This is a genomic window from Bacillus stratosphericus, assembly GCF_020524495.1.
GTDB classification, from domain to species: Bacteria; Bacillota; Bacilli; order Bacillales; family Bacillaceae; genus Bacillus; species Bacillus stratosphericus_B.
In genome coordinates this window covers 1-19394 of record NZ_JAIVLB010000021.1, presented here as the reverse complement: position 1 = coordinate 19394, position 19394 = coordinate 1, and the positions used below count along the sequence as shown (strand labels likewise).

The following is a 19394-nucleotide window of genomic DNA, read 5'->3' as shown; positions in this document are numbered from 1 at the left end:
TACGGATTTAATCAAGGACATTTTATTCGCCGATCAGGCGGACAGCATAAACTTGATCACAAAATCCTCTCAGTCCGTTATATATTCTCTGTACCTTAGATTCATATTGAATCAAGCCAAATACAGTTGGTCCGCTACCACTCATTAAAACAGCATCTGCACCAAAACGCTTCATCTGTCTCTTAATCATGTCTACTTCTGGGTACATCTTTAATGTCACAGATTCCAGAACATTACCAAGTGAACCACACATCTCCTTATAATCTTTCGCTTCAATTGCTTCAATCATACGCTGTACATTTGGGTGTTCTACTTTGCTTGCATCATATTGTCTATAGACTTCAGCTGTAGATACCCCGATCACCGGCTTCGCTAAAATAACCCAGCAATGTGGTGGTGACGCAATAGGCTTTAGTTTTTCTCCACGACCTGTTGCTAGTGCTGTCCCTCCATGCACACAAAAAGAAACATCTGAGCCGATTTCTGCTCCAAGCTCAGCTAGTTCATCTAACGTGAGATTCAATTTCCACAAACGATTTAAACCGCGAAGCGCTGCCGCCGCATCACTGCTGCCCCCAGCTAAACCTGCTGCGACAGGAATTGCTTTTGTAATGACAATCGATACTCCTTTTTGAATACCGAACCTTGTTTTTAGTAATTTAGCCGCCTGATAAGCCAAGTTACGCTGATCATCTGGTACAAATCGATTATGAGATGATACACGGATTTCATCCTTGTCCAGCTCCGTCAACTCTATGCGATCTGCAAGGTCTATTGTTGTCATCACCATCTCTACCTCATGATATCCATCCGGTCTTTTTCCATGAACATCAAGTGAGAGGTTAATTTTTGCCGGTGCTTTTTCTAAAATACGCAAACATTTCACCTACTTCTCCATCTAAACATAAGTATCAATATTGTATCACATTTGATGGATCTGATGAATATTGGCTTTTGCGACTAACACACTTACTTTTCATCAAAAAAGCCAGAGACACCCGAGGTATCTCTGACCCGTTTATTTATCGTTGATTCTCATTTTGAGCCATGTGCTGTTGAGCTAATTCAATGGCACGTTTGACCATATTACCTGCGTCACGCGCACGAATTTCTCCCCAGCCTCCATTTTTGACGGTATCATAAAATCCAAGATCCTTCGCCAGCTCGTATTTGAACTCATCTGACATAATGCCTCGGCGTCTACCCAAACGAAACAGCCCCTTTAATTGAGAATTAAAATCATTGCCACTGCATTCGTGGCTTTATTATTTTATATCGAATCTTTCCTTTTATCCCTTTTAAATAATGGACAGCTCCTACTGAAAAAAGGCAAAACAAAAAGCAGTAAACGAGAAGTTCACTGCCATTAATAAGCGACTGAGCTAGCAGTATCGTCGAACGTTAATTCGACCGTCTCAGTCAGTATATCTGCATAACTGTAAGAAACTCTTTCAAACGAATTCTCATCTTGATCTAATTGAATCACAAAAACAGAAGGGTACGTTTCAGCTAAAATGCCCGAACGCTCAATTGTTTTTCGGCGGCCTCCGTTAGCTTTTAACGTCAAACGTTTACCTAGGTTACCATCAAGCGATCTTTTGATGTCGGACAAAGTCTTCGCCATTGCATCCACCTCACTGAGATAATTATACAACAACGGCCCATTTTTGTCAAATAAAAATTAAATTATATCAACGAACACGAGCCATTGTCAACAAAATAATTTTGACAAACTTCTACCTTTTCTTCTCCCTATTTTCCCAAAATTCCGGTGAATTATGTATCGGTATGAAATTTCTTTCAAAACATAAAAAAACCAGACTGAAATCAGTCGGGTTATGTCGATTCATGGTCTCTTTTATATGGCATACCTACTCTTAAAACACCTTTCGTTTCAATTCCTCCGAGACCTTTTTCTCTTGTTAATGTATTTCGTAGCACATCCCACACGTTGATTCGATCTACAAATGGAGTGAAGCTGATCTTCCCAACAATATAGACGGGGTCGAGCGCATGGATGTTGACACGTGAAGGTGAACTTGCAAAATTGGCACCTGCTTGGATCAAAGATTCAAAATGAGATTGACAGGCACCTGCAAAAATTACGAGCTGATCTAAATGAGGAATTTTCTTTCTTGCTTTTTGAACCGTTTCAACGAAATGACGAGAATGGCGATATGCACCGATATCATTTACGCCGCCCTTTTGTTTGGAATACGCATCATGTCCTGTGATGACCAAGATATCAGGTCGATAATGATCAATTAACGAGTCAATCATGCTTGGCATTTTCTTTTCGTGGCAATGTACACCATACACAGGCACACCAATTCTTTTATATACGTCTAAACATTTCTTTAAGTATGAAGCATCTCCATCTAAATGGAGAACCTTTCCAGGCATGTGGAAATACTGCTCCTGATGCTGATATTGTCCAGATGTATAATACTCTTGTTTTTCACGTAGCAACTGATAATCCTGCCTGAGTAAGTCGAGCGATTCGTTAATTTTCCGTTCGTCGTCCTTCTCCCTTGTCAGTTGCTCCTCTTTTTGTATCAAGACCAAGTCTGACATCTTTGCATCAGCAATCAGCCTCACTTCATTCCCATGCAAAATGGCGGTGGCTTCGTGCTGATCTGTCTCATCAATTCGAATGATACGAAACATAATATCCATTTGATAGGATGCCCTCGTCACCATATCTCCTATTTGAAATTGCATGCTTTTCACTCCACAATCAGGCTCATATCCTGTTGGTATCGTCTTGCGTTGAACATGTTCGTCTTTCATGTGTGCTGTTCTTTCTAGCCTATGCCTGAATAGTTGAAGTGGTGAAAAGCAAAAGAAAAAAGCACTTAATGTGATATGATCCCCTTTAAGTATACATGTAAAAAGCCCAATTTTCATAAGCGTCTGTTACACTATGGAAGAACGGCTGGTCTGTATCGCCAAAGTATCACGATCGGGGTATTATAAATGGTTTAAGAATCAAAGGGTTTGAATCGAATCCTTTTTCTCACATCTTAAAACAGAGAACGCTTACTTTTCTTCGTGTCAAACTGAGGAAGAGCTTCATAAAAGCATAGAAGATTACATTCAATTCTATAATCACGATTGATTCCAGAAAAAATTAAACCAGTGTGCGCCGATAGAATACCGTCACACACTGGCTGCTTAGGCTTTTTATATGTGTCTACTTGACAGGGATTAGACCAAATGTAGGGATTTTTGTAAAACGTTCGACAAACGAGCAAATTCTTCGATTGATAATGATTCACCGCGGCGCTTTCCATCGATGTCGGCTGTTTCAAGCGCTTCTTCAATGAGGGATTTATGTTTCTTACCATCAGGGAGATTGTTCATTAGATTATTCATCAATGTTTTCCGCCGCTGACCAAAGCTCGCTCGAATGAGTTGAAAGAAAAACGCATCATTTTCTACTGAGACAGCAGGCGTTTCACGAACGGTTAGTTTAATGACTGCCGAATCCACATTTGGCTGGGGAACAAAAACTGTTTTAGGCACAACCATCACCGTTTTCGTTTCCGTATAAAATTGAACCGCAATGGACAACGAGTTGTATTCCTTTGATGAAGGGACAGCTGCCATTCGATCTGCTACTTCTTTTTGCAGCATGACCACAATCCCTTTCAATGGAAGGTTTTCTTCAAGCAACTTCATAATAATTGGCGTCGTCACGTAGTATGGAAGGTTTGCTACCACCATCACTTCTTTACAGTCAGCAAAATTTTCTTCAATAACCTTTCTTACATCAGCCTTCAATACGTCTTGATGAATAATCGTGACATTATCATATGGAGAAAGCGTATCGTTTAAAATCGGCAATAAGCGCTGATCGATTTCGAAAGCCGTGACTTTCTTTGCCCGTTTAGCGAGCTGTTCTGTCAACGCACCGATACCAGGCCCAATTTCAATAACGCCCGTTTCATCCGTGATCTCAGCATGATCGACAATGCGATCTAAAATATTTGTATCAATTAAAAAGTTCTGCCCTAAGCTCTTTTTAAAAAAGAAACCGTACTTCTTCAATATTTCCTTTGTTCTGACGGGTGTCGCAATATCTTTATTCATCGGCTTCCTCCTGCATGACGGTCTTTAAGGCCACAATAAAATCATGTTTGGTTATTTGAAACATGTGAAGGCGCTTTTGCAGCTGCTTTGCATTTGTATATCCAATATTTAATAGCACACCAAGTCGTTCACGGCGTCGTTTAGAAGCATCTCCTCCGATAAGGCCTGCGTCGAATAAGTCGTCTAATGAAATGTCGCTCCCCGATTCTTCCATTTCCTCATGGACATGGGCAAGGCATTCCCGAATACTGTCCAAAGAAGCGTGCTCGACGCCAATTCCTTTGTCACGCTTCGCCTTGGCACGATGTTTTGGCAAAAAAGCGTGCTTACAGCCCGGAACCGCTTCTGCGATGGTTTTACGTATCTTTTCACCTGGAAAATCGGGATCTGTTAAAATAATGACGCCTCGCGTCTCCTGAGCAAGACGTACTTGTTGAATGACTGTGTCGCCAATGGCAGATCCATTCGTTTCAATCGTATCTGCATCAACGGCCATCTTCACCCTGGCAGTGTCATCACGACCCTCCACCACAATGATTTCTTTGATTTTCATTTATTCCTCCGCTTGCAAAAACAAAAAATATTTTTGGTCAAAAAATGAAACCTTTCATGCTGTTTTTGCGTCTAATTAATTAGAAAACAGTGCTTCTATTATAACCAAAAAAACAGAGGGTGCGCAAAGCCCTCTGTTCATATAAATGATTTGATGTGTTTATTTGAGCACTCTAATTTTCACTCGTTTATTTCCCCATTGATAAGCTGCCGACTTACTAGGGACGAACACATCAATTTTATTCGCTTTTATAGCAGATCCAGTGTCTGATGCGACGGCATATCCATAGCCTTCCACATACACTTTAGAGCCTAGCGGAATGACACTCGGATCAACTGCTATCACTTTTGCACCCGGATTTGCTTTTAAATTAAAGCCTGTAGACGTTCTGCCCGTACATCCAGAACAGCTCGCTGTATAAGCTGTCGACGTCACATAGAATTCTCTTCCTGACGATTCATTGCTTCTTGCAACCGCAGGGGACGCTTTAGGTTCCTTTTTGGACACTTGTGTACCAATGGCCACTAAACGATCCTTGCTATGTTTTTCAGTTACTTCTTTGATTAATTCTTTAGACACCACTTTGCCGTTTTCTTTCACAATGGCATAGTGCTTTTTCAATTTACCTTCTTCACCTTTTTCAAGTACTTTCTTTTTTCCTTTTTCAAGAGAACGATCCATTTTACGTTTGGTATCAAAAGCAATTTTCTCTTCCACTACATCGGTAACTTTTTCCACCCGAGTGATCTGAATATCTGCGCTTTTTTTAGTAATGTTACTATGTAACGCAGGCTTGATCTTATCGTGCTTCTTGAGCTTGAGCTCTTGTTGCTTTAAAAAGTCAGCGACCGTAGTCGAAGTGGTCCACACTTTTTTATCCTTGCCTCCATCATTTAAGCTGACCTGGAAGGCCTGCTGAACCACAAGATTCATATTTTTTTTAATCTTGTCGTTCTTTCCTGGAGTCACTTGATCGTGCTTCCCAATATCTATCTTCTCATTCTTCAATAATGCTCCAACCGTCTGATCTGTTGTCCATATCGTTTTCTCTTTCCCATCTAGGGTAAGATGAACCGGTATAGCCGCATCATACACAATGTTCATATTGTCTTGAATCTTTGTATTTAGACTTGGAGAGATATGATCCTCCGCCCTGGTCTTTATCCCAAGGTCTGAAAGCAGCTGTGCTACTGTCTCTTCATGTGTACGAATTGTCTTCTCTTTGCCATTTATTAAAATGGTAATAGACTGCTTAGTGAACTCATGCGCACCGTAAGCCGTCCCAGTTCCAGCTAAAAGCAAGCAAGCGACTAAAAATAAAACCTTGCCTTTTCCTAGCTTGACAGAAAACAGATTTTTCATTTTTTGTACGATGAAAAACGCCTCCTTCTCCTCGGAGAGATTATATAGAGTATCTCAAAACCTGTCAACCCTTCCACCCACTGTACAAAAATGCTCGATCGTATACCTATTATGGGAGATTTATGTAAGGAAGGGAAGAAAGACTTATCGACAACTTATCCTATGAGGAGTAGCAAACGTGTAGAACTTTTTCGTTATGTTTCACAATTGGACAAGCTTAAACAAGGATTGACATAATATACTGTCAGTTTATACGGAAAACTTTTTTCGCATTTTCTGTTGTCAATTCAGCAAGCTCTTCAAAGCTTATTTCTCGTAATTCAGCAATTTGTTCTGCGATATATTTAACATAACTTGGCTCATTGCGCTTCCCTCTAAATGGCGCTGGTGTTAAGTATGGGCAGTCTGTTTCAATCAATAGTCGATCACTCGGTATGTCTTTTACAACTTCCTTCGGTTTTTTCGCATTTTTAAATGTCACGGGACCACCAAATGAAATATAGAAGTTCATATCCATGCAGGCTTTTGCGATTTCGAGGCTTCCTGTAAAGCAGTGCATGATACCTCCAACAGCCGCCGCTCCCTCTTCCTTTAAGATGATCACGACATCTTCCGTTGCGTCACGATTATGAATGATGATTGGAAGGTTCACTTCCTTTGCAAGAGCAATTTGACGTCTAAAGACTTCTTTTTGCACATCTTTTGGCGACTTGTCCCAATAATAATCGAGACCCATTTCTCCAATGGCAACGACTTTTTCGTGCTGAGATAATTTTTTGATCCAAACCAAATCCTCATCTGTCATATCAATTGCATCAACAGGATGCCAACCGATGGCCGCATAAATAAAATCATACTCTTCAACTAATTCCATCGCTCTCGTAATTGTTGGTCGATCAAACCCGACCACCACGATTTTCTCTACCTTTTCACTTTTCGCTCTTTCAATTACCTGCTCTAAGTCTTCATTGTATTGTTCCGCATTTAAGTGGGCATGTGTATCAAATAACATCATTGATTTCTCCTTTCGACAATTCTCCTAAAAAACAAAAGGTGTTCGACGAAATGTTACACGTGGAACACCTTTGTTGATTTATAAAATTTTTGTTCCATTCGCTAGAGATTGATCTACTTCAAGAACTTGCAATTTCCCGCCAGTTTCTCCAGTTAAAATCATCCCCTGGGAGATTTCCCCTCTGAGTTTAACTGGGGTAAGATTCGCTACGCAAACGAGCTTTTTCCCTACTAATTCTTCTGGTTGATAGTGTTTGGCAATCCCAGAGACTATTTGTCTTTTTTCAAATCCAAAATCAAGCTGAAGCTTTAAAAGACGATCCGCTTTTTTCACTGGGGCTGCTTCCAAAACCTGAGCGACTCGAAGATCGACTTTCGAGAAATCATCAAATGCAATTTCTGCTCCCAGCTCAGGTAATTCTGTTTCTTCTATTTCAACTTTCTCTTCTTCTACCTTAGGTGCACTTCCCTGCATTTTTTCTTTAATGTAGGCTACTTCTTCTTCAACCTCTAAACGCGGGAACAAAGGCTCTCCTTTTTGTACCCTCGCTTGTTGAATCGCACCAAAAGAAAGAATGCTGTCCCAACTTTTGAGCTTCTGTTCTTCAATTCCAATCTGGAAGAAGATTTTCTCAGGTGTTTTTGTTAAGAATGGTGTTAATAGCACTGCTGTGATTCTAAGTGATTCTGCTAAGTGATACATGACAGAATGCAATTCTTTTCGTTTCGTCTCATCATTAGCTAACACCCATGGAGCTGTTTGATCAATATATTTATTGGTTCTGCTAATTAATGTCCAAACATTTGAAAGAGCCACCGAGAATTCAAGGTTTTCCATTGCTTCTTCATAGGCTTTCACCGTTTGTTCAGCCACCGCTTTAAGCTCCTCATCAAACTCATTGACAGGACCTTTATAGCTGCTTAATGTACCGTCAAAATACTTTTGCACCATGGCAACCGTACGGTTAAGCAAGTTCCCTAAATCATTGGCAAGGTCATAGTTTATACGTTCCACGAATCCTTCTGGTGTAAACACACCATCCGCACCAAATGGTACCTCGCGAAGCAGATAATAACGAAGGGCATCAAGGCCATAACGATCAATTAATGAGACCGGATCTACCACGTTCCCTTTTGATTTTGACATCTTGCCATCTTTCATGAGTAGCCAGCCGTGTGCGAAAATTTGTTTCGGTAGTGGCAGATCAAGTGCCATTAGCATAATCGGCCAATAAATTGTATGGAACCGCACAATTTCTTTCCCTACAAGATGCACATTAGCAGGCCAATATTTTTTATATTTTTTATCCGGATCTGTTCCATAGCCAATCGCAGTTAAATAGTTAAATAAAGCATCAATCCATACATAAATAACGTGTCTCGGATTATTAGGTACCTTAATTCCCCAATCAAAGGTTGTTCTTGATACAGCTAAATCCTCTAAGCCTGGTTTAATGAAGTTATTGATCATTTCATTCTTTCTTGATTCAGGCTGAATGAATGATGGGTTCTTTTCGTAATAGTCTAGTAAACGATCCGCATACTTACTCATACGGAAGAAGTATGATTCCTCTTTAATCAATTCAACAGGGTGTCCACTGTCAGGGCTTTTCCCACTAATGACTTCACCTTTCTTATTTCGCTCAACATCAACAAGCTGTGTTTCTGTATAGAATGTTTCATCAGGAATACTGTACCAGCCCTCATATTGATCTAAATAGATATCTCCTTGATCAAGCAGCTTTTGGAATACTTGCTCAATGATTTTCGTATGTCTTTTTTCCGTTGTACGGATGAAATCATCATTTGAAATGTCGAGTTTCTTCCATAATGATTTGATGTCTGCAACGACTGGATCTAAATACTCAATGGGTTTAATATTTTGCTCTTCTGCTTTTTTCTGAATTTTTTGTCCGTGCTCATCTGTACCTGTTAAATACATCACATCATAGCCTTGAAGACGTTTATAACGAGCCATGGCATCTCCTGCCACTGTCGTATAAGCATGTCCAATATGTAATTTTCCGCTCGGATAATATATAGGTGTTGTCAGATAAAACGTTTTTTTCTTTTCCGGCATGTCGGAACCTCCTGCGTTTGTGTAAATATTAAAAACCCCCGCCCAATGGACGAGAGCGGTTATGATAACTTCGTTAAAATGTGAAATATGCAATTATTTTTTGCGCTTATGCTTCTCTATGATACCATCTTAGTCTTTAAGATCAAGCATATATACATAGAATGGGCTGAAATGATCGAAAAAGATGAGTTTTTCTAAAAAGACGACAAACCGCTCGACATTTTGTCGAATATTGTCGTATGAAATCTACTTCCAGATTTACAATTGTCTAATTTAGGGCAAAAGTCTTGTCAATCTGTATTCGCCATTTATCATATTTCATAGATGAAATCCGAAGAATCCTTATACATCAATAGTTTCAAGGCCTTTTGACTTTAAGAGTTATATTTTACAAACAATAGTAAACAAAATGATTGACGATTTATGGAAACCTTGTTATGCTAGGAATGTAAGGAATTTGTCGAATAATGACGAAGATAATCTTATATTAAGAATAAGAACTTTTTGGGAGGAGAATGAAGATGAAATCTACAGGTATTGTACGTAAGGTTGACGAATTAGGACGCGTGGTGATTCCAATCGAACTTCGCCGTACTTTAGGAATCGCTGAAAAAGACGCTTTGGAAATTTATGTTGATGATGAAAAAATTATTCTAAAAAAATATAAACCAAACATGACCTGCCAAGTAACAGGTGAAGTATCAGACGATAACCTTAAACTTGCTAATGGTAAATTAGTTCTTAGCCGTGAAGGTGCAGAGCAAATCATTAACGAAATCCAAAACCAACTTCAATCACAAAAATAAGTTTTATATAAAAAGGTTCTTGCTCCGTTTGCAAGAACCTTTCTTTATTGTTCAATATGATAGGCATCATATATCGTGCGCTTTGGCACACCTCGTTCGACAGCTGTACGCTTAATGGCTTCCTTCGACGTCAATCCTTCCTCTATGTAATGGATCACGTGTTCTTTTTCAGATAAGGGCTTCCACCAGGCTTCTTCATTCAGCTCTTCTTCTCCTTGATCATTTCCTTGTACCACAAGACAGAATTCGCCACGAATTTGCTGCTCCGCAGCCCACATCAGCACATACTCTAAATCTCCACGAATAAACTCTTCAAATTTTTTTGTCAGTTCTCTCGTAATGGCAATGTTTCGGTTTCCCCACACTTCCTTCATAACAGTCAGCGTTTCTTTTAACCGATGGGGGGCTTCATAAAAAATAATCGTTTCTTGGCGTTTTTTCAGTGCTTCCAGCTGTTTTCTCTTTTCCTTTTTTTGACGATCAAGAAAACCGTAAAAGAAAAAAGGCTGAGGTGCGATCCCTGAGGCAATGAGTGCTGTTAGTGCTGCGTTTGCACCAGGTAACGGAATCACATAGCCTCCGATTTTCGTAAAGTCTTGAACCACTTCAGATCCTGGATCAGAAATAGTTGGTAAACCAGCATCACTCACTAGTGCAATATGTTTTCCTTCTTTTAACCACTCAATTAATTTGTGACCACTGCTATCTTTATTATGCTCATGATAACTTGTTAACGGAGTATCAATTTCGTATACATGACAAAGCTTTTTCGTTTGTCTTGTATCTTCTGCGGCAATATAGTCTACATCTTTTAACGTTTGTATCGCTCGGAACGTCATATCTTCTAAATTTCCGATCGGGGTTGGTACGAGATAAAGTATTCCCATATCTGAATGACCATCAAAGCTTTTCTGTGTCTTTCGCATGTGCCGTCTCCTTTTCCATTCGCATTTCTTCTATATACATGTCTTTCTTTTGACGGGTCCATGTTTTGAAACGATATTCTTGCTGCATTGCTTCCCTTTTGGTTGAAAAGCACTCATGGTAATACAGTTCAACCGGTCGTCTCGCTCTTGTATACTTTGCGCCCTTACCACTATTGTGAACGGTTAGCCTTTTTTGCAGATCATTTGTATACCCAGCATATAAACTGCCATCTGCACATTTCAATACATAAAAGTAATGATTATCCTTCTCCATACAGTATCGTCCTGATTTCCTCTGTATACTCTTGGTCTTCCCCATAAACAAAAAGTGGCGGCAGGATTTTCAAATCTGGCTTTCCATCTTTAATGCCTTCTACTAAGATAGTATTGGCTTCTTTTCCCTGTTTAGGATAAACAAATTGAATTCTTTTTGGCTCAATTCGGTAATTCTTCATCAGTTCAACAATCTCAAGCAAACGTCCTGGACGATGGACCATTGCCAATTTGCCTCCTTGCTTCAGCAGAGTGGAAGACACACGAATGACATCTTCTAATGTACAATGAATTTCATGACGTGCAATCGCCAAATATTCATTTTCATTGATTTCTTCCTTAGATGGTGTCTTAAAATATGGCGGGTTACATGTAATCACATCTACCTTATGGTTGCCATAGCGTTCTGGCATATCCTTCAAATCACCATAAATCAATTCAATCTGGTACTGTAATTGGTTATGCTCCACACTTCTCTTTGCCATATTAAACAAGCGTTCTTGAATTTCAACACCTGTAATAGAGGCCTTCGAACGAGTCGAAAGCAAAAGCGGCACAATGCCATTTCCTGTACAAAGATCAATAATCTCCCCTTTTTGAATCGGAACATAAGCAAATTTTGCTAATAATACCGCATCCAATGAAAAGGCGAACACTGTTTTACTTTGTATAATCTTCATATCTTCAGCGAGCAAGTAATCTAAACGTTCATCTTCTCTTAATGAAACCATGCTGTATCCTTTCTCTTCCTGTGAAAAAGGCTCCCGATTCAGCGGAAGCCTTTTCTCATTTTTTATTTAAAAATGACAGACAGAACAAACAGTCTCCCTCTTTACGAATGCTCCCATAATGTACATTACAAATATGGAAGCCCTCCTGATATAAACGAGCAAGGTTATCATGACCTTCTCCTATATCATAATGACTTGGCTTCTGGGCAAAATCATTCTTCGCCTTAGGCGATTTGTCTTGATCTGACTGATCCAGACGTTCACGCAAGTGCTGATTCTCCATCTGAAGCTGATGATTTTCTTCAATCACTTCACCAATATGATTTTTCAAATCACCTAGCTGGCGATAAAGAGAACCGATTTGTTCTTCTAAATTGATCACCGTATCAAATAGTTCCTTTTTATCCAAGGTGGCACACCTCGTTACTCAGTTGTTTGTGCAGATACAACGCCTTCTTGTAATAATTCTTCCCAAGTATATTCTATCACTTTTTCTTGCCCAGTTAATTCAACTTGCAAAATTCGTTCTAAAATGTTGAGTCCTACTACCTTTCCAGAGCCATTAGACGTCTGAATCGTTTCACCTATATCCGGTAATTGTTCTTTCGCCGTTTCATACTCATCATTCTCATATTTCAAGCAGCACATCAAACGTCCGCAAAGCCCTGAAATTTTCGTAGGGTTTAAAGACAGGTTTTGATCTTTTGCCATTTTAATGGACACTGGTTCAAAATCTCCTAAAAATGTTGAACAGCAAAGCATTCGTCCACAAGGACCGATGCCGCCTAGCATTTTTGCCTCATCTCTTACACCAATCTGGCGAAGCTCAATTCTCGTCTTGAAGATCGATGCGAGATCCTTCACTAGCTCACGGAAATCCACTCTGCCATCCGCTGTGAAGTAGAAGATGACCTTGTTTCGGTCAAATGTGAATTCAACATCAACTAGCTTCATTTCCAGACCGTGTTCACTTACCTTCTGAAGACATGTATCAAAGGCTGACATCGCTGCTTCTTTGTTTTCCTCAACAATGAGCCGGTCTCGTTCGTCTGCTACACGAATTACCTTACGTAGAGGGAGAACCACATCGTGTTCATCTACTTTTTTGTTCGCGATGACCACTTGTCCGTACTCAACCCCTCTGACCGTTTCTACAATGACACAACTATCATTTTCTATATGAAATCCATTAGGATCGAAATAATAGATTTTGCCCGCTTTTTTAAAGCGAACACCAATTACGTTGTACAAGCTTATCCCTCCTGCAACATCAACACCAATTGCTCCATTAGCCCTTGGGCATTCACGTTGGATTGAAGTCTCTTTTTCGCTTCTAATACAGCAAGTATCTGGTTTGTCACCATCTGCTGTGTGGAATGCAGCGCGTGCTGCTTCATTGTCTGGAATAAGTCTTGATAAATGATTTTATCTTCATTTCCTATTTGAATCGACAATACATCACGATATATAAATAAAAGCATATCCAGACCTGTGTCTTGAAGGTCTTTCTCTTTGAAAAAGGGCATCCATTGATCATGTATATAAAAAAATGCATGTTCTTTTCGCTGGTGTAAGACTTCATACAATTTTATCACTTTCGCTCTAGACTCTGCAAACTGATCATTTCGACTTAATTCTAGTGCTTCTGCTAAATTATTGGTTAAATTCGACAAAAGTCTTGCAAGATGCTGAGTTACACCTTCTTGTAAAAGCTGCTGCTCCAAGGATTGTGGCTGCAGCGGCTGAAAACTAAGCATCTGACATCTTGAAATAATCGTATCCAGCATTTTATGTGATTGCTCAGTGATTAAAACCGCCATCGTTTCCCGATTAGGCTCCTCTAAAAACTTCAATAAACTGTTCGCGGCATTGACCGTCATTTTGTTTGCATGAAGAATGATATACATTTTTCGGTGTGATTCTACACCTGCTTTTGTAAATTCCTCCTGCAATGCCTGCACTTGCGCTTTCTTAATCGATTGGCCGTCAGGCTGCACTAGATGTAAATCTGGATGGTTGCCAGACTCAATTCTTTTGCAGTTTTGGCAGGATTCACATGGTTTCACTCCTGCTTCCAAACAAAAAAAGCTCTTAGCCAAAAGCATCGCAGCATCTAGCTTTCCTGTCCCTTTTTTCCCTTCAAATAAGTAAGCATGAGCAAGTCGCTCTTTATCAATACTATTAAAAATCAGCCGCATGACGCGCGGCTGCAAATCATTCATGTCATCCCAGCTAATTGCCATGTTATCACTCTCTATGTGTAAAGGTTAATCAACAAACCTTTTATTTCTCCAATACGTTCAAGCAAATCAATCGATGGTTTCTCTTGATCCATCATATCCTCTGTTAATTCAACAAGCTTTTCATCTAATGCTTTGACTAAAGCGAGTGTTCGTGTGTTGCCGTAAAGGTCAAAGCTCCTTGATGTCTCTATATTTAATCCATTATCGACTGTCTCTTTCACAAAACGCTTCACAAGTCCTTTAAACCTGGCCAAATCCTTTAGGTTTCGTGACTTTGTCAACTTTTTACCAAACACTTCGATATCACTCAGCATGACTGTCAGTTGTTCTAAACGCATTTTGCCGCTTTGCGTCTCCATAGAAGCTTTAAAAGAGGCAGACGTCTGGCTTCCTTTAATTGCTTGAAGTTCGCGCTTTTTTAAAAGCAGCCGCATATCTTGATTAATTTTCACAGCAACCCATCCTTAAAATTGATGAAATTGTTCAACTGGCAGAATAAAGACAGTAGCTCCACCAACTTCAACCTCAACAGGGTATGGTACATATGAATCTGCATTTCCGCCCATTGGTGATACTGGCGCAATCATTTGATCACGTTTACGGCAATTTTCCTTTATAAGCTGTAATGCTTTATCCACTCGGACATCATCACAACCAATGATAAAAGTCGTATTCCCAGACTTTAAAAACCCACCAGTTGAAGCTAATTTTGTCACGCCGAAATGATGTTCAGTCAATATCTTCAACAATTTGCTACTATCTTGATCCTGTACAACGGCAACAATTAGTTTCATTCGATTGGCCTCCTTTGTTTTAGGCAGATGACATGCCGATGTCTTCCTCTATATTATAACAACGATTGGGAATCAGGTCATATTTGATTTTTCTTTAATGTGTCCTGAATCAACAGAAGTACTTCTTCATAGACGTCCTGCATCGGCTGAGACGCATCCACAACACGAAATCGTTCTGGTGATTGCGTAATCAACAATTCATAGCCTTCTCTGACCAGCTGGTGGAAATTCAGCGCTTCAACGTCTAGTCGATTTTTTTCTCTTCCTCGGTTGGCATCGATTCTCTTTAGTCCTTCCTCCGGCGTAATGGAAAAGTAAATGGTCAATTGAGGCATCGTGCCATTAATGGCAAAATCATTAATCGATTTTACTTCTTCAATCCCAAGACCTCTCGCATAGCCTTGATAGGCAAGGGAGCTATCTACAAAACGATCACATAAAACAGTGTCTCCACGCTGCAATGCCGGTTCTACCTTCTCAGCCAAATGCTGTCTTCTTGCTGCTGCATACAGCAAAGCCTCTGTTTTCGCATCCATTTTTGTATTTTTTTCATTTAAAATGACTTCACGAATCTGCTCAGCAATTTCGATACCACCCGGCTCGCGTGTCGCCGTCACTGCATAACCTTGGCGTTCCATTTCTTCATACACTTTTCGAATCACTGTCGTTTTTCCGGCACCCTCTGGTCCTTCAAACGTGATAAACATACCACTCATAGTGTCTCCTCTTCTATATAAACATATAATTTTTTCTGGTGAATCACCTGACTTGCTTGAACATGAACCTGATGCCCGAGCAAATGGCTTAACGTCGCAATCTGATCTACTTCAATGCGCTCTCCCTTCAATATCAAAGGAATGCCCGGTGGATAGGGTATGACCGATTCTGCACTAATCCGGCCTGCTGCTTTTTCAAATGGGACGACTTCTATGCCTTGTCTTTGCTTAACGAGCTCTATTGATGGCGATCTCTTTTGAAGCTGCACTTTGCCTTCAAGTAATGAATCACTTTGTTGAAGGGCCTGTTCTATGACTGTAAAAGGAACCTCCTTCATCTGACCTAGACCAAAAACGAGTAAGACTTGATGTTCGTCCGCGAGTTCTGGGTGAACCTCTACCGATTCAAGCACCCTCTTTAGTTCATAACCTGTCAGCCCTTTTGTTGAACGAATCACGCATTTTAATGGATCGGTAGATAGCGAGTCAGTCTCAACCACTTCAAGATGAGAGATACGGTTGAACTGTTTTTTTAGCTTTTCCAGCCCTCTCATCAATCCGTCCAATTTTCTCTTTTCCTTCATCTCTTCAACATAAGCTCTCGCTACATCTAACGAGGCCATAATTGGAAAAGAAGGTGAACTGCTTTGAAGCATCGTTAGCAATGTTTTTATACACTGCGAATCTATTCTATTGCCCTGAAGATGGAGAAAGGACCCCATCGTCATCGCCGGAAGGGTTTTATGTGCTGATTGTACCACCACATCAGCTCCATAGGAAAGAGCAGATGGAGGAAAGTCACCACCTAATACAAAATGCGCTCCATGTGCCTCATCAACCAAAACGATGATCCCTGCATCATGGCACAATTTTACTAAATTTGATAAATCAGCTGCATGTCCGTAGTAATTCGGATAGGTCAAAACGATTGCTCGGCATTTAGGAAATTTCGCAATGGCTTGTTTGACTGTTTCATCAGTAACATGTGTTGGCACGTGCAAGTGTCGATCTACCTCAGTTTCTAACATAATAGGCGTTGCTCCTGCAAGCTCAATCGCATGGAACACAGACTTATGGCAATTTCGTTGAACAAAAATCTCATCTCCTGTACCGCATGTAGCCATCACCATTGCCAAATTTCCGACCGTCGTGCCATTCACGAGGAAAAAGCTTTGATTTGCACCATATAGCTTTGCCAATAAATCCTCTGCCTCTTGAATCACACCAGTCGGGTGTTGGAGATCATCTAGACCTTCAAGCTCCGTCACATCCAGCTGAAGAATTGATGCATAATAGGACCGTGCCTCATCAAAAAAGACATCTCCATTGTGATGTCCTGGAACGTGAAAAGAATAAGGCTTCTTTTCCGCATGTTGTGATAATGCTGTATATAAAGGTGTTTTCAAACAAATCGACCCTTTTCACTTAAACGATATCTTATTTCTATTATAACGTTCAAACAAGTGAACTGAAAGATGGATTCTCATTCCTTTATTGGTTTATGGTTCGCCAGCTTCTGCTCTGCATCGTACATGTTGCTTTTCAATTGAGCTCTCTCTTGGCTTCCATGCTCTTTCACCTGTAAGGTTTCCTGTAATGTTTCGGCTAATTGGAGTTGAACCTTTTTCAACGCTTCTATCGGTGTAAAAGATGCGTCTTTAAGAAGCTGTCCCTGGTGCTTTGATACCTTTTCAAAGGTTTGCTGGATTCGCTGCTCAAGGGCGGAATTGGCTCGCTGCTGAATATGAGTTAACGCAATCGACATTTGGTTGATCCATAGAGGAATAGATGCGGAAATAGTTGATTGAATGTGGTTGGCTAATGTATGATTTGTATGCTGAATCATTCGAATTTGAGCATTACATTGCAGTGCAATTTGACGACTTAAAAGCAAATCATACTTCCGTTCTTTCAATCTCTTCATATATTCCTCCTCATTTACTTTCTGACTCATCAATTGCTCCTCTAATGTCCGATCATTTGACCGTTTCGTTTCTGATAGGGCCTGCTGCTCTAAATGTGTCAATTTCTCTTCAATTGCTGCAACCTGTAAAGTCATCTCTTGGAAATAAGACTGAATTTCTTCAAATAAACGCTCTAATAACTTATGGTCCGAAATTAATATGCCCCTTGCGTAACGCAACCTTGCTGATAATCTCTCTATCTGAGCTTCTGCTTGTTTAAAACGAGAAATGACCTCATGGGTAGAACGCCTCTCTCGTTGAAACAACCTCAAAAAAAAGCCTCTCTTCTTTGGCAGTAAATCCTCGGGATCCACTAAATGTAGTTGCTGCAAAAAAGCCTCAAGCACAGCTCCTATTTGATCAATATCTTTTTTCTCAACATACTGCATCATGTGTTGTGATTGTTCGAATAACCGCTCCTGCACACGTGTACCATAGAAAAGCAGCTTTTGTGGATTGTCAGGGATCTTTTCCGCACGCTGTTTAGCCTCTTGTTTTTCCTCATCAGATAAAATATCAAACACCCGAAACTGAAGATCTGTAGTAGATGCTGATGATGGTGTAACTTGATCTTCTGGTTTCATCACGTTTGACTCCTTTCATCTATTTTTTGATCATTTTATCTGCCACTTCAAGTTCAATATGAAGTGCTTCTATGTCTCTTCCTAAAACTTGCTGCAAATCATTCGCCAATTGCTTTTGCAGCTCGGACAGTGTAACTCGAGCTTGGCTCAGTGTCATTTCAAGCTCATGACTACGTTTTGGCTGATTATACAGTAGTGCATATTTCTCGGTTAGTTCAACAACAGAATCCAAACTTTCAAAATAAAACCGCTGTGCATCATAAAATCGGTTCGGCTCTTTTTTAGTAATCGTATAAATTCTTCGTGCAAGCCGAAGGATTTCATAATTATGTTTTATCGTCTGTACGTTCTTTACAGCAAATAAAGCTTTCTTTAAACGAACCAGCTTTTGTCCTGCTTCTTTTAGATGCTGTTTAATATATACATAATCACTGCGAGACAGTCCGTGTTTCTTTAAAAACAACCGGAAAGCAACCCATCTGCTCCCTGCAAACATCACGCCCCACCCAATCATTGCAAAAAGTATCGATAATCCAACATGATAATGGAAAACCCCAATACTGACAGTTAAAATCACAAACGAAAAAAGAGTAGAGAGGAAGGCCCATATAAATGCGAAAAAGATTGATTTCATTTCCATCGACTCCTATGAATAATCAGGCTCTCTGTTTATTTTATTATTTATTACGGTTTATGTCCAAACTAAGTACCAAAAAACAGTCCCAATCCTTCATAGATCATAAAAAAAGACCAGTTAATGGTCTATGAATACAAAGGTGGCGTATGGAGATTCTTCAGCTTTCTAACATAATCGGCATAGCTAGGATCCGAGGTCGATGTAGATATTAACTTTCGCTCACAGTCTCGGCACAAAAACTGATGATATAAATAAATTCCCTTTGTTTTTTTCTCTTCACAAATCAAACAAACCGCTTCTCGCTCTTTTTTTTTCATTGTGACACCTCCACTTATAGCTTCAGTATGCCCTAGCGCTTTCAATTGTATACAAAATTAAGAATGTTTTAGATGGTAGTTTAATATATGTATCCATGTCGTATTGAGTGTTTGTTCCTTTTCTTATAAAACACAAAAAAGACCAGTTCCGTCTGGAACTGATCCTTATAAAGCTTGGCGGCATCCTACTCTCACAGGGGGAAACCCCCAACTACCATCGGCGCTGAAGAGCTTAACTTCCGTGTTCGGTATGGGAACGGGTGTGACCTCTTCGCTATCGCCACCAAACCTGATGGAGAGAA

General features: G+C 40.0%; 24 protein-coding genes and 1 rRNA gene. 2 read left to right on the top strand and 23 right to left on the bottom strand.

Annotated features, from left to right (window positions below; translation table 11 throughout):
- Positions 1–22: 22 nt before the first annotated feature.
- The 4 genes from ispE to yabG form a co-directional block, all read right to left on the bottom strand.
- On the bottom strand, positions 23–877 hold the full coding sequence (ispE, locus tag LC033_RS09960; RefSeq protein WP_226568131.1) for a 4-(cytidine 5'-diphospho)-2-C-methyl-D-erythritol kinase: 855 nt from the start codon (positions 875–877) through the stop codon (positions 23–25).
- A gap of 145 nt (positions 878–1022) precedes the next feature.
- Positions 1023–1208: a small, acid-soluble spore protein, alpha/beta type gene (locus tag LC033_RS09955; protein WP_226568098.1), complete on the bottom strand. Its 186-nt coding sequence runs from the start codon at positions 1206–1208 to the stop codon at positions 1023–1025.
- Between the two features lie 158 nt (positions 1209–1366).
- Positions 1367–1624: a biofilm formation stimulator Veg gene (veg, locus tag LC033_RS09950; protein ID WP_003217979.1), complete on the bottom strand. Its 258-nt coding sequence runs from the start codon at positions 1622–1624 to the stop codon at positions 1367–1369.
- 212 nt (positions 1625–1836) lie between these two features.
- On the bottom strand, positions 1837–2721 hold the full coding sequence (gene yabG / locus LC033_RS09945; RefSeq protein ID WP_226568130.1) for a sporulation peptidase YabG: 885 nt from the start codon (positions 2719–2721) through the stop codon (positions 1837–1839).
- A 280-nt stretch (positions 2722–3001) separates the two neighbouring features.
- Between yabG and LC033_RS17270 the strand changes: the two genes are divergently transcribed.
- Positions 3002–3118: an IS3 family transposase gene (locus LC033_RS17270; RefSeq protein WP_226568129.1), complete on the top strand. Its 117-nt coding sequence runs from the start codon at positions 3002–3004 to the stop codon at positions 3116–3118.
- An 89-nt stretch (positions 3119–3207) separates the two neighbouring features.
- On the opposite strand, the gene rsmA is transcribed toward LC033_RS17270, so the two are convergent.
- The 5 genes from rsmA to metG all read right to left on the bottom strand — a co-directional run bounded on the left by rsmA (position 3208) and on the right by metG (position 9101).
- On the bottom strand, positions 3208–4092 hold the full coding sequence (rsmA, locus tag LC033_RS09935; protein ID WP_226568097.1) for a 16S rRNA (adenine(1518)-N(6)/adenine(1519)-N(6))-dimethyltransferase RsmA: 885 nt from the start codon (positions 4090–4092) through the stop codon (positions 3208–3210).
- Positions 4085–4645 (bottom strand): ribonuclease M5, encoded by a 561-nt coding sequence (gene rnmV / locus LC033_RS09930; RefSeq protein ID WP_226568096.1) that lies wholly within the window; start codon positions 4643–4645, stop codon positions 4085–4087. Before rnmV ends, rsmA begins: the two co-directional genes overlap by 8 nt.
- A 159-nt stretch (positions 4646–4804) precedes the next feature.
- Positions 4805–6007 carry a ubiquitin-like domain-containing protein gene (locus LC033_RS09925; protein ID WP_226568095.1) on the bottom strand — a complete coding sequence of 401 codons (1203 nt, stop codon included), beginning with the start codon at positions 6005–6007 and terminating at the stop codon, positions 4805–4807.
- 244 nt (positions 6008–6251) lie between these two features.
- Positions 6252–7019 (bottom strand): TatD family hydrolase, encoded by a 768-nt coding sequence (locus LC033_RS09920; RefSeq protein ID WP_226568094.1) that lies wholly within the window; start codon positions 7017–7019, stop codon positions 6252–6254.
- An 81-nt stretch (positions 7020–7100) separates the two neighbouring features.
- Entirely contained in the window at positions 7101–9101 is a 2001-nt protein-coding gene (metG, locus tag LC033_RS09915; RefSeq protein WP_226568093.1) for a methionine--tRNA ligase, read from the bottom strand.
- 521 nt (positions 9102–9622) lie between these two features.
- On the opposite strand from metG, the gene abrB reads away from it, so the two are divergent.
- Entirely contained in the window at positions 9623–9907 is a 285-nt protein-coding gene (gene abrB / locus LC033_RS09910) for a transition state genes transcriptional regulator AbrB (protein WP_003217913.1), read from the top strand.
- Positions 9908–9951: 44 nt separating this feature from the next.
- Here abrB and rsmI read toward each other — a convergent pair whose 3' ends face one another.
- The 14 genes from rsmI to rrf form a co-directional block, all read right to left on the bottom strand.
- Positions 9952–10833 (bottom strand): 16S rRNA (cytidine(1402)-2'-O)-methyltransferase, encoded by an 882-nt coding sequence (gene rsmI / locus LC033_RS09905; RefSeq protein ID WP_226568092.1) that lies wholly within the window; start codon positions 10831–10833, stop codon positions 9952–9954.
- Positions 10808–11107 (bottom strand): GIY-YIG nuclease family protein, encoded by a 300-nt coding sequence (locus LC033_RS09900; protein ID WP_226568091.1) that lies wholly within the window; start codon positions 11105–11107, stop codon positions 10808–10810. The genes rsmI and LC033_RS09900 overlap by 26 nt, the downstream gene beginning before the upstream one ends.
- On the bottom strand, positions 11094–11837 hold the full coding sequence (locus tag LC033_RS09895) for a tRNA1(Val) (adenine(37)-N6)-methyltransferase (protein ID WP_226568090.1): 744 nt from the start codon (positions 11835–11837) through the stop codon (positions 11094–11096). Before LC033_RS09895 ends, LC033_RS09900 begins: the two co-directional genes overlap by 14 nt.
- 55 nt (positions 11838–11892) lie before the next feature.
- Positions 11893–12246 (bottom strand): DNA replication initiation control protein YabA, encoded by a 354-nt coding sequence (gene yabA / locus LC033_RS09890; protein ID WP_226568089.1) that lies wholly within the window; start codon positions 12244–12246, stop codon positions 11893–11895.
- Positions 12247–12260: 14 nt separating this feature from the next.
- Entirely contained in the window at positions 12261–13088 is an 828-nt protein-coding gene (gene ricT, locus LC033_RS09885; RefSeq protein WP_226568088.1) for a competence/sporulation regulator complex protein RicT, read from the bottom strand.
- A 2-nt stretch (positions 13089–13090) separates the two neighbouring features.
- On the bottom strand, positions 13091–14080 hold the full coding sequence (gene holB / locus LC033_RS09880; RefSeq protein WP_226568087.1) for a DNA polymerase III subunit delta': 990 nt from the start codon (positions 14078–14080) through the stop codon (positions 13091–13093).
- 11 nt (positions 14081–14091) lie between these two features.
- A complete protein-coding gene (locus LC033_RS09875) occupies positions 14092–14532 on the bottom strand; it encodes a YaaR family protein (RefSeq protein ID WP_226568086.1) in 441 nt (146 codons plus the stop codon).
- Between the two features lie 12 nt (positions 14533–14544).
- Positions 14545–14874, bottom strand: coding sequence for a cyclic di-AMP receptor DarA (gene darA, locus LC033_RS09870; protein ID WP_024425625.1), 330 nt, complete (start codon positions 14872–14874; stop codon positions 14545–14547).
- A gap of 77 nt (positions 14875–14951) precedes the next feature.
- The gene (gene tmk / locus LC033_RS09865; protein WP_226568085.1) at positions 14952–15590 is read right to left on the bottom strand and encodes a dTMP kinase; all 639 of its coding nucleotides are present in this window, start codon (positions 15588–15590) and stop codon (positions 14952–14954) included.
- A complete protein-coding gene (locus LC033_RS09860) occupies positions 15587–16996 on the bottom strand; it encodes an aminotransferase class I/II-fold pyridoxal phosphate-dependent enzyme (protein ID WP_226568084.1) in 1410 nt (469 codons plus the stop codon). The genes tmk and LC033_RS09860 overlap by 4 nt, the downstream gene beginning before the upstream one ends.
- A gap of 77 nt (positions 16997–17073) precedes the next feature.
- A complete protein-coding gene (locus LC033_RS09855) occupies positions 17074–18138 on the bottom strand; it encodes a toxic anion resistance protein (RefSeq protein ID WP_226568083.1) in 1065 nt (354 codons plus the stop codon).
- Between the two features lie 19 nt (positions 18139–18157).
- Positions 18158–18772, bottom strand: coding sequence for a 5-bromo-4-chloroindolyl phosphate hydrolysis family protein (locus LC033_RS09850; protein ID WP_226568082.1), 615 nt, complete (start codon positions 18770–18772; stop codon positions 18158–18160).
- A 128-nt stretch (positions 18773–18900) separates the two neighbouring features.
- Positions 18901–19092 carry a sigma factor G inhibitor Gin gene (locus tag LC033_RS09845; RefSeq protein ID WP_226568081.1) on the bottom strand — a complete coding sequence of 64 codons (192 nt, stop codon included), beginning with the start codon at positions 19090–19092 and terminating at the stop codon, positions 18901–18903.
- Between the two features lie 172 nt (positions 19093–19264).
- Positions 19265–19380 (bottom strand): 5S ribosomal RNA (gene rrf / locus LC033_RS09840).
- Positions 19381–19394 lie beyond the last annotated feature (14 nt).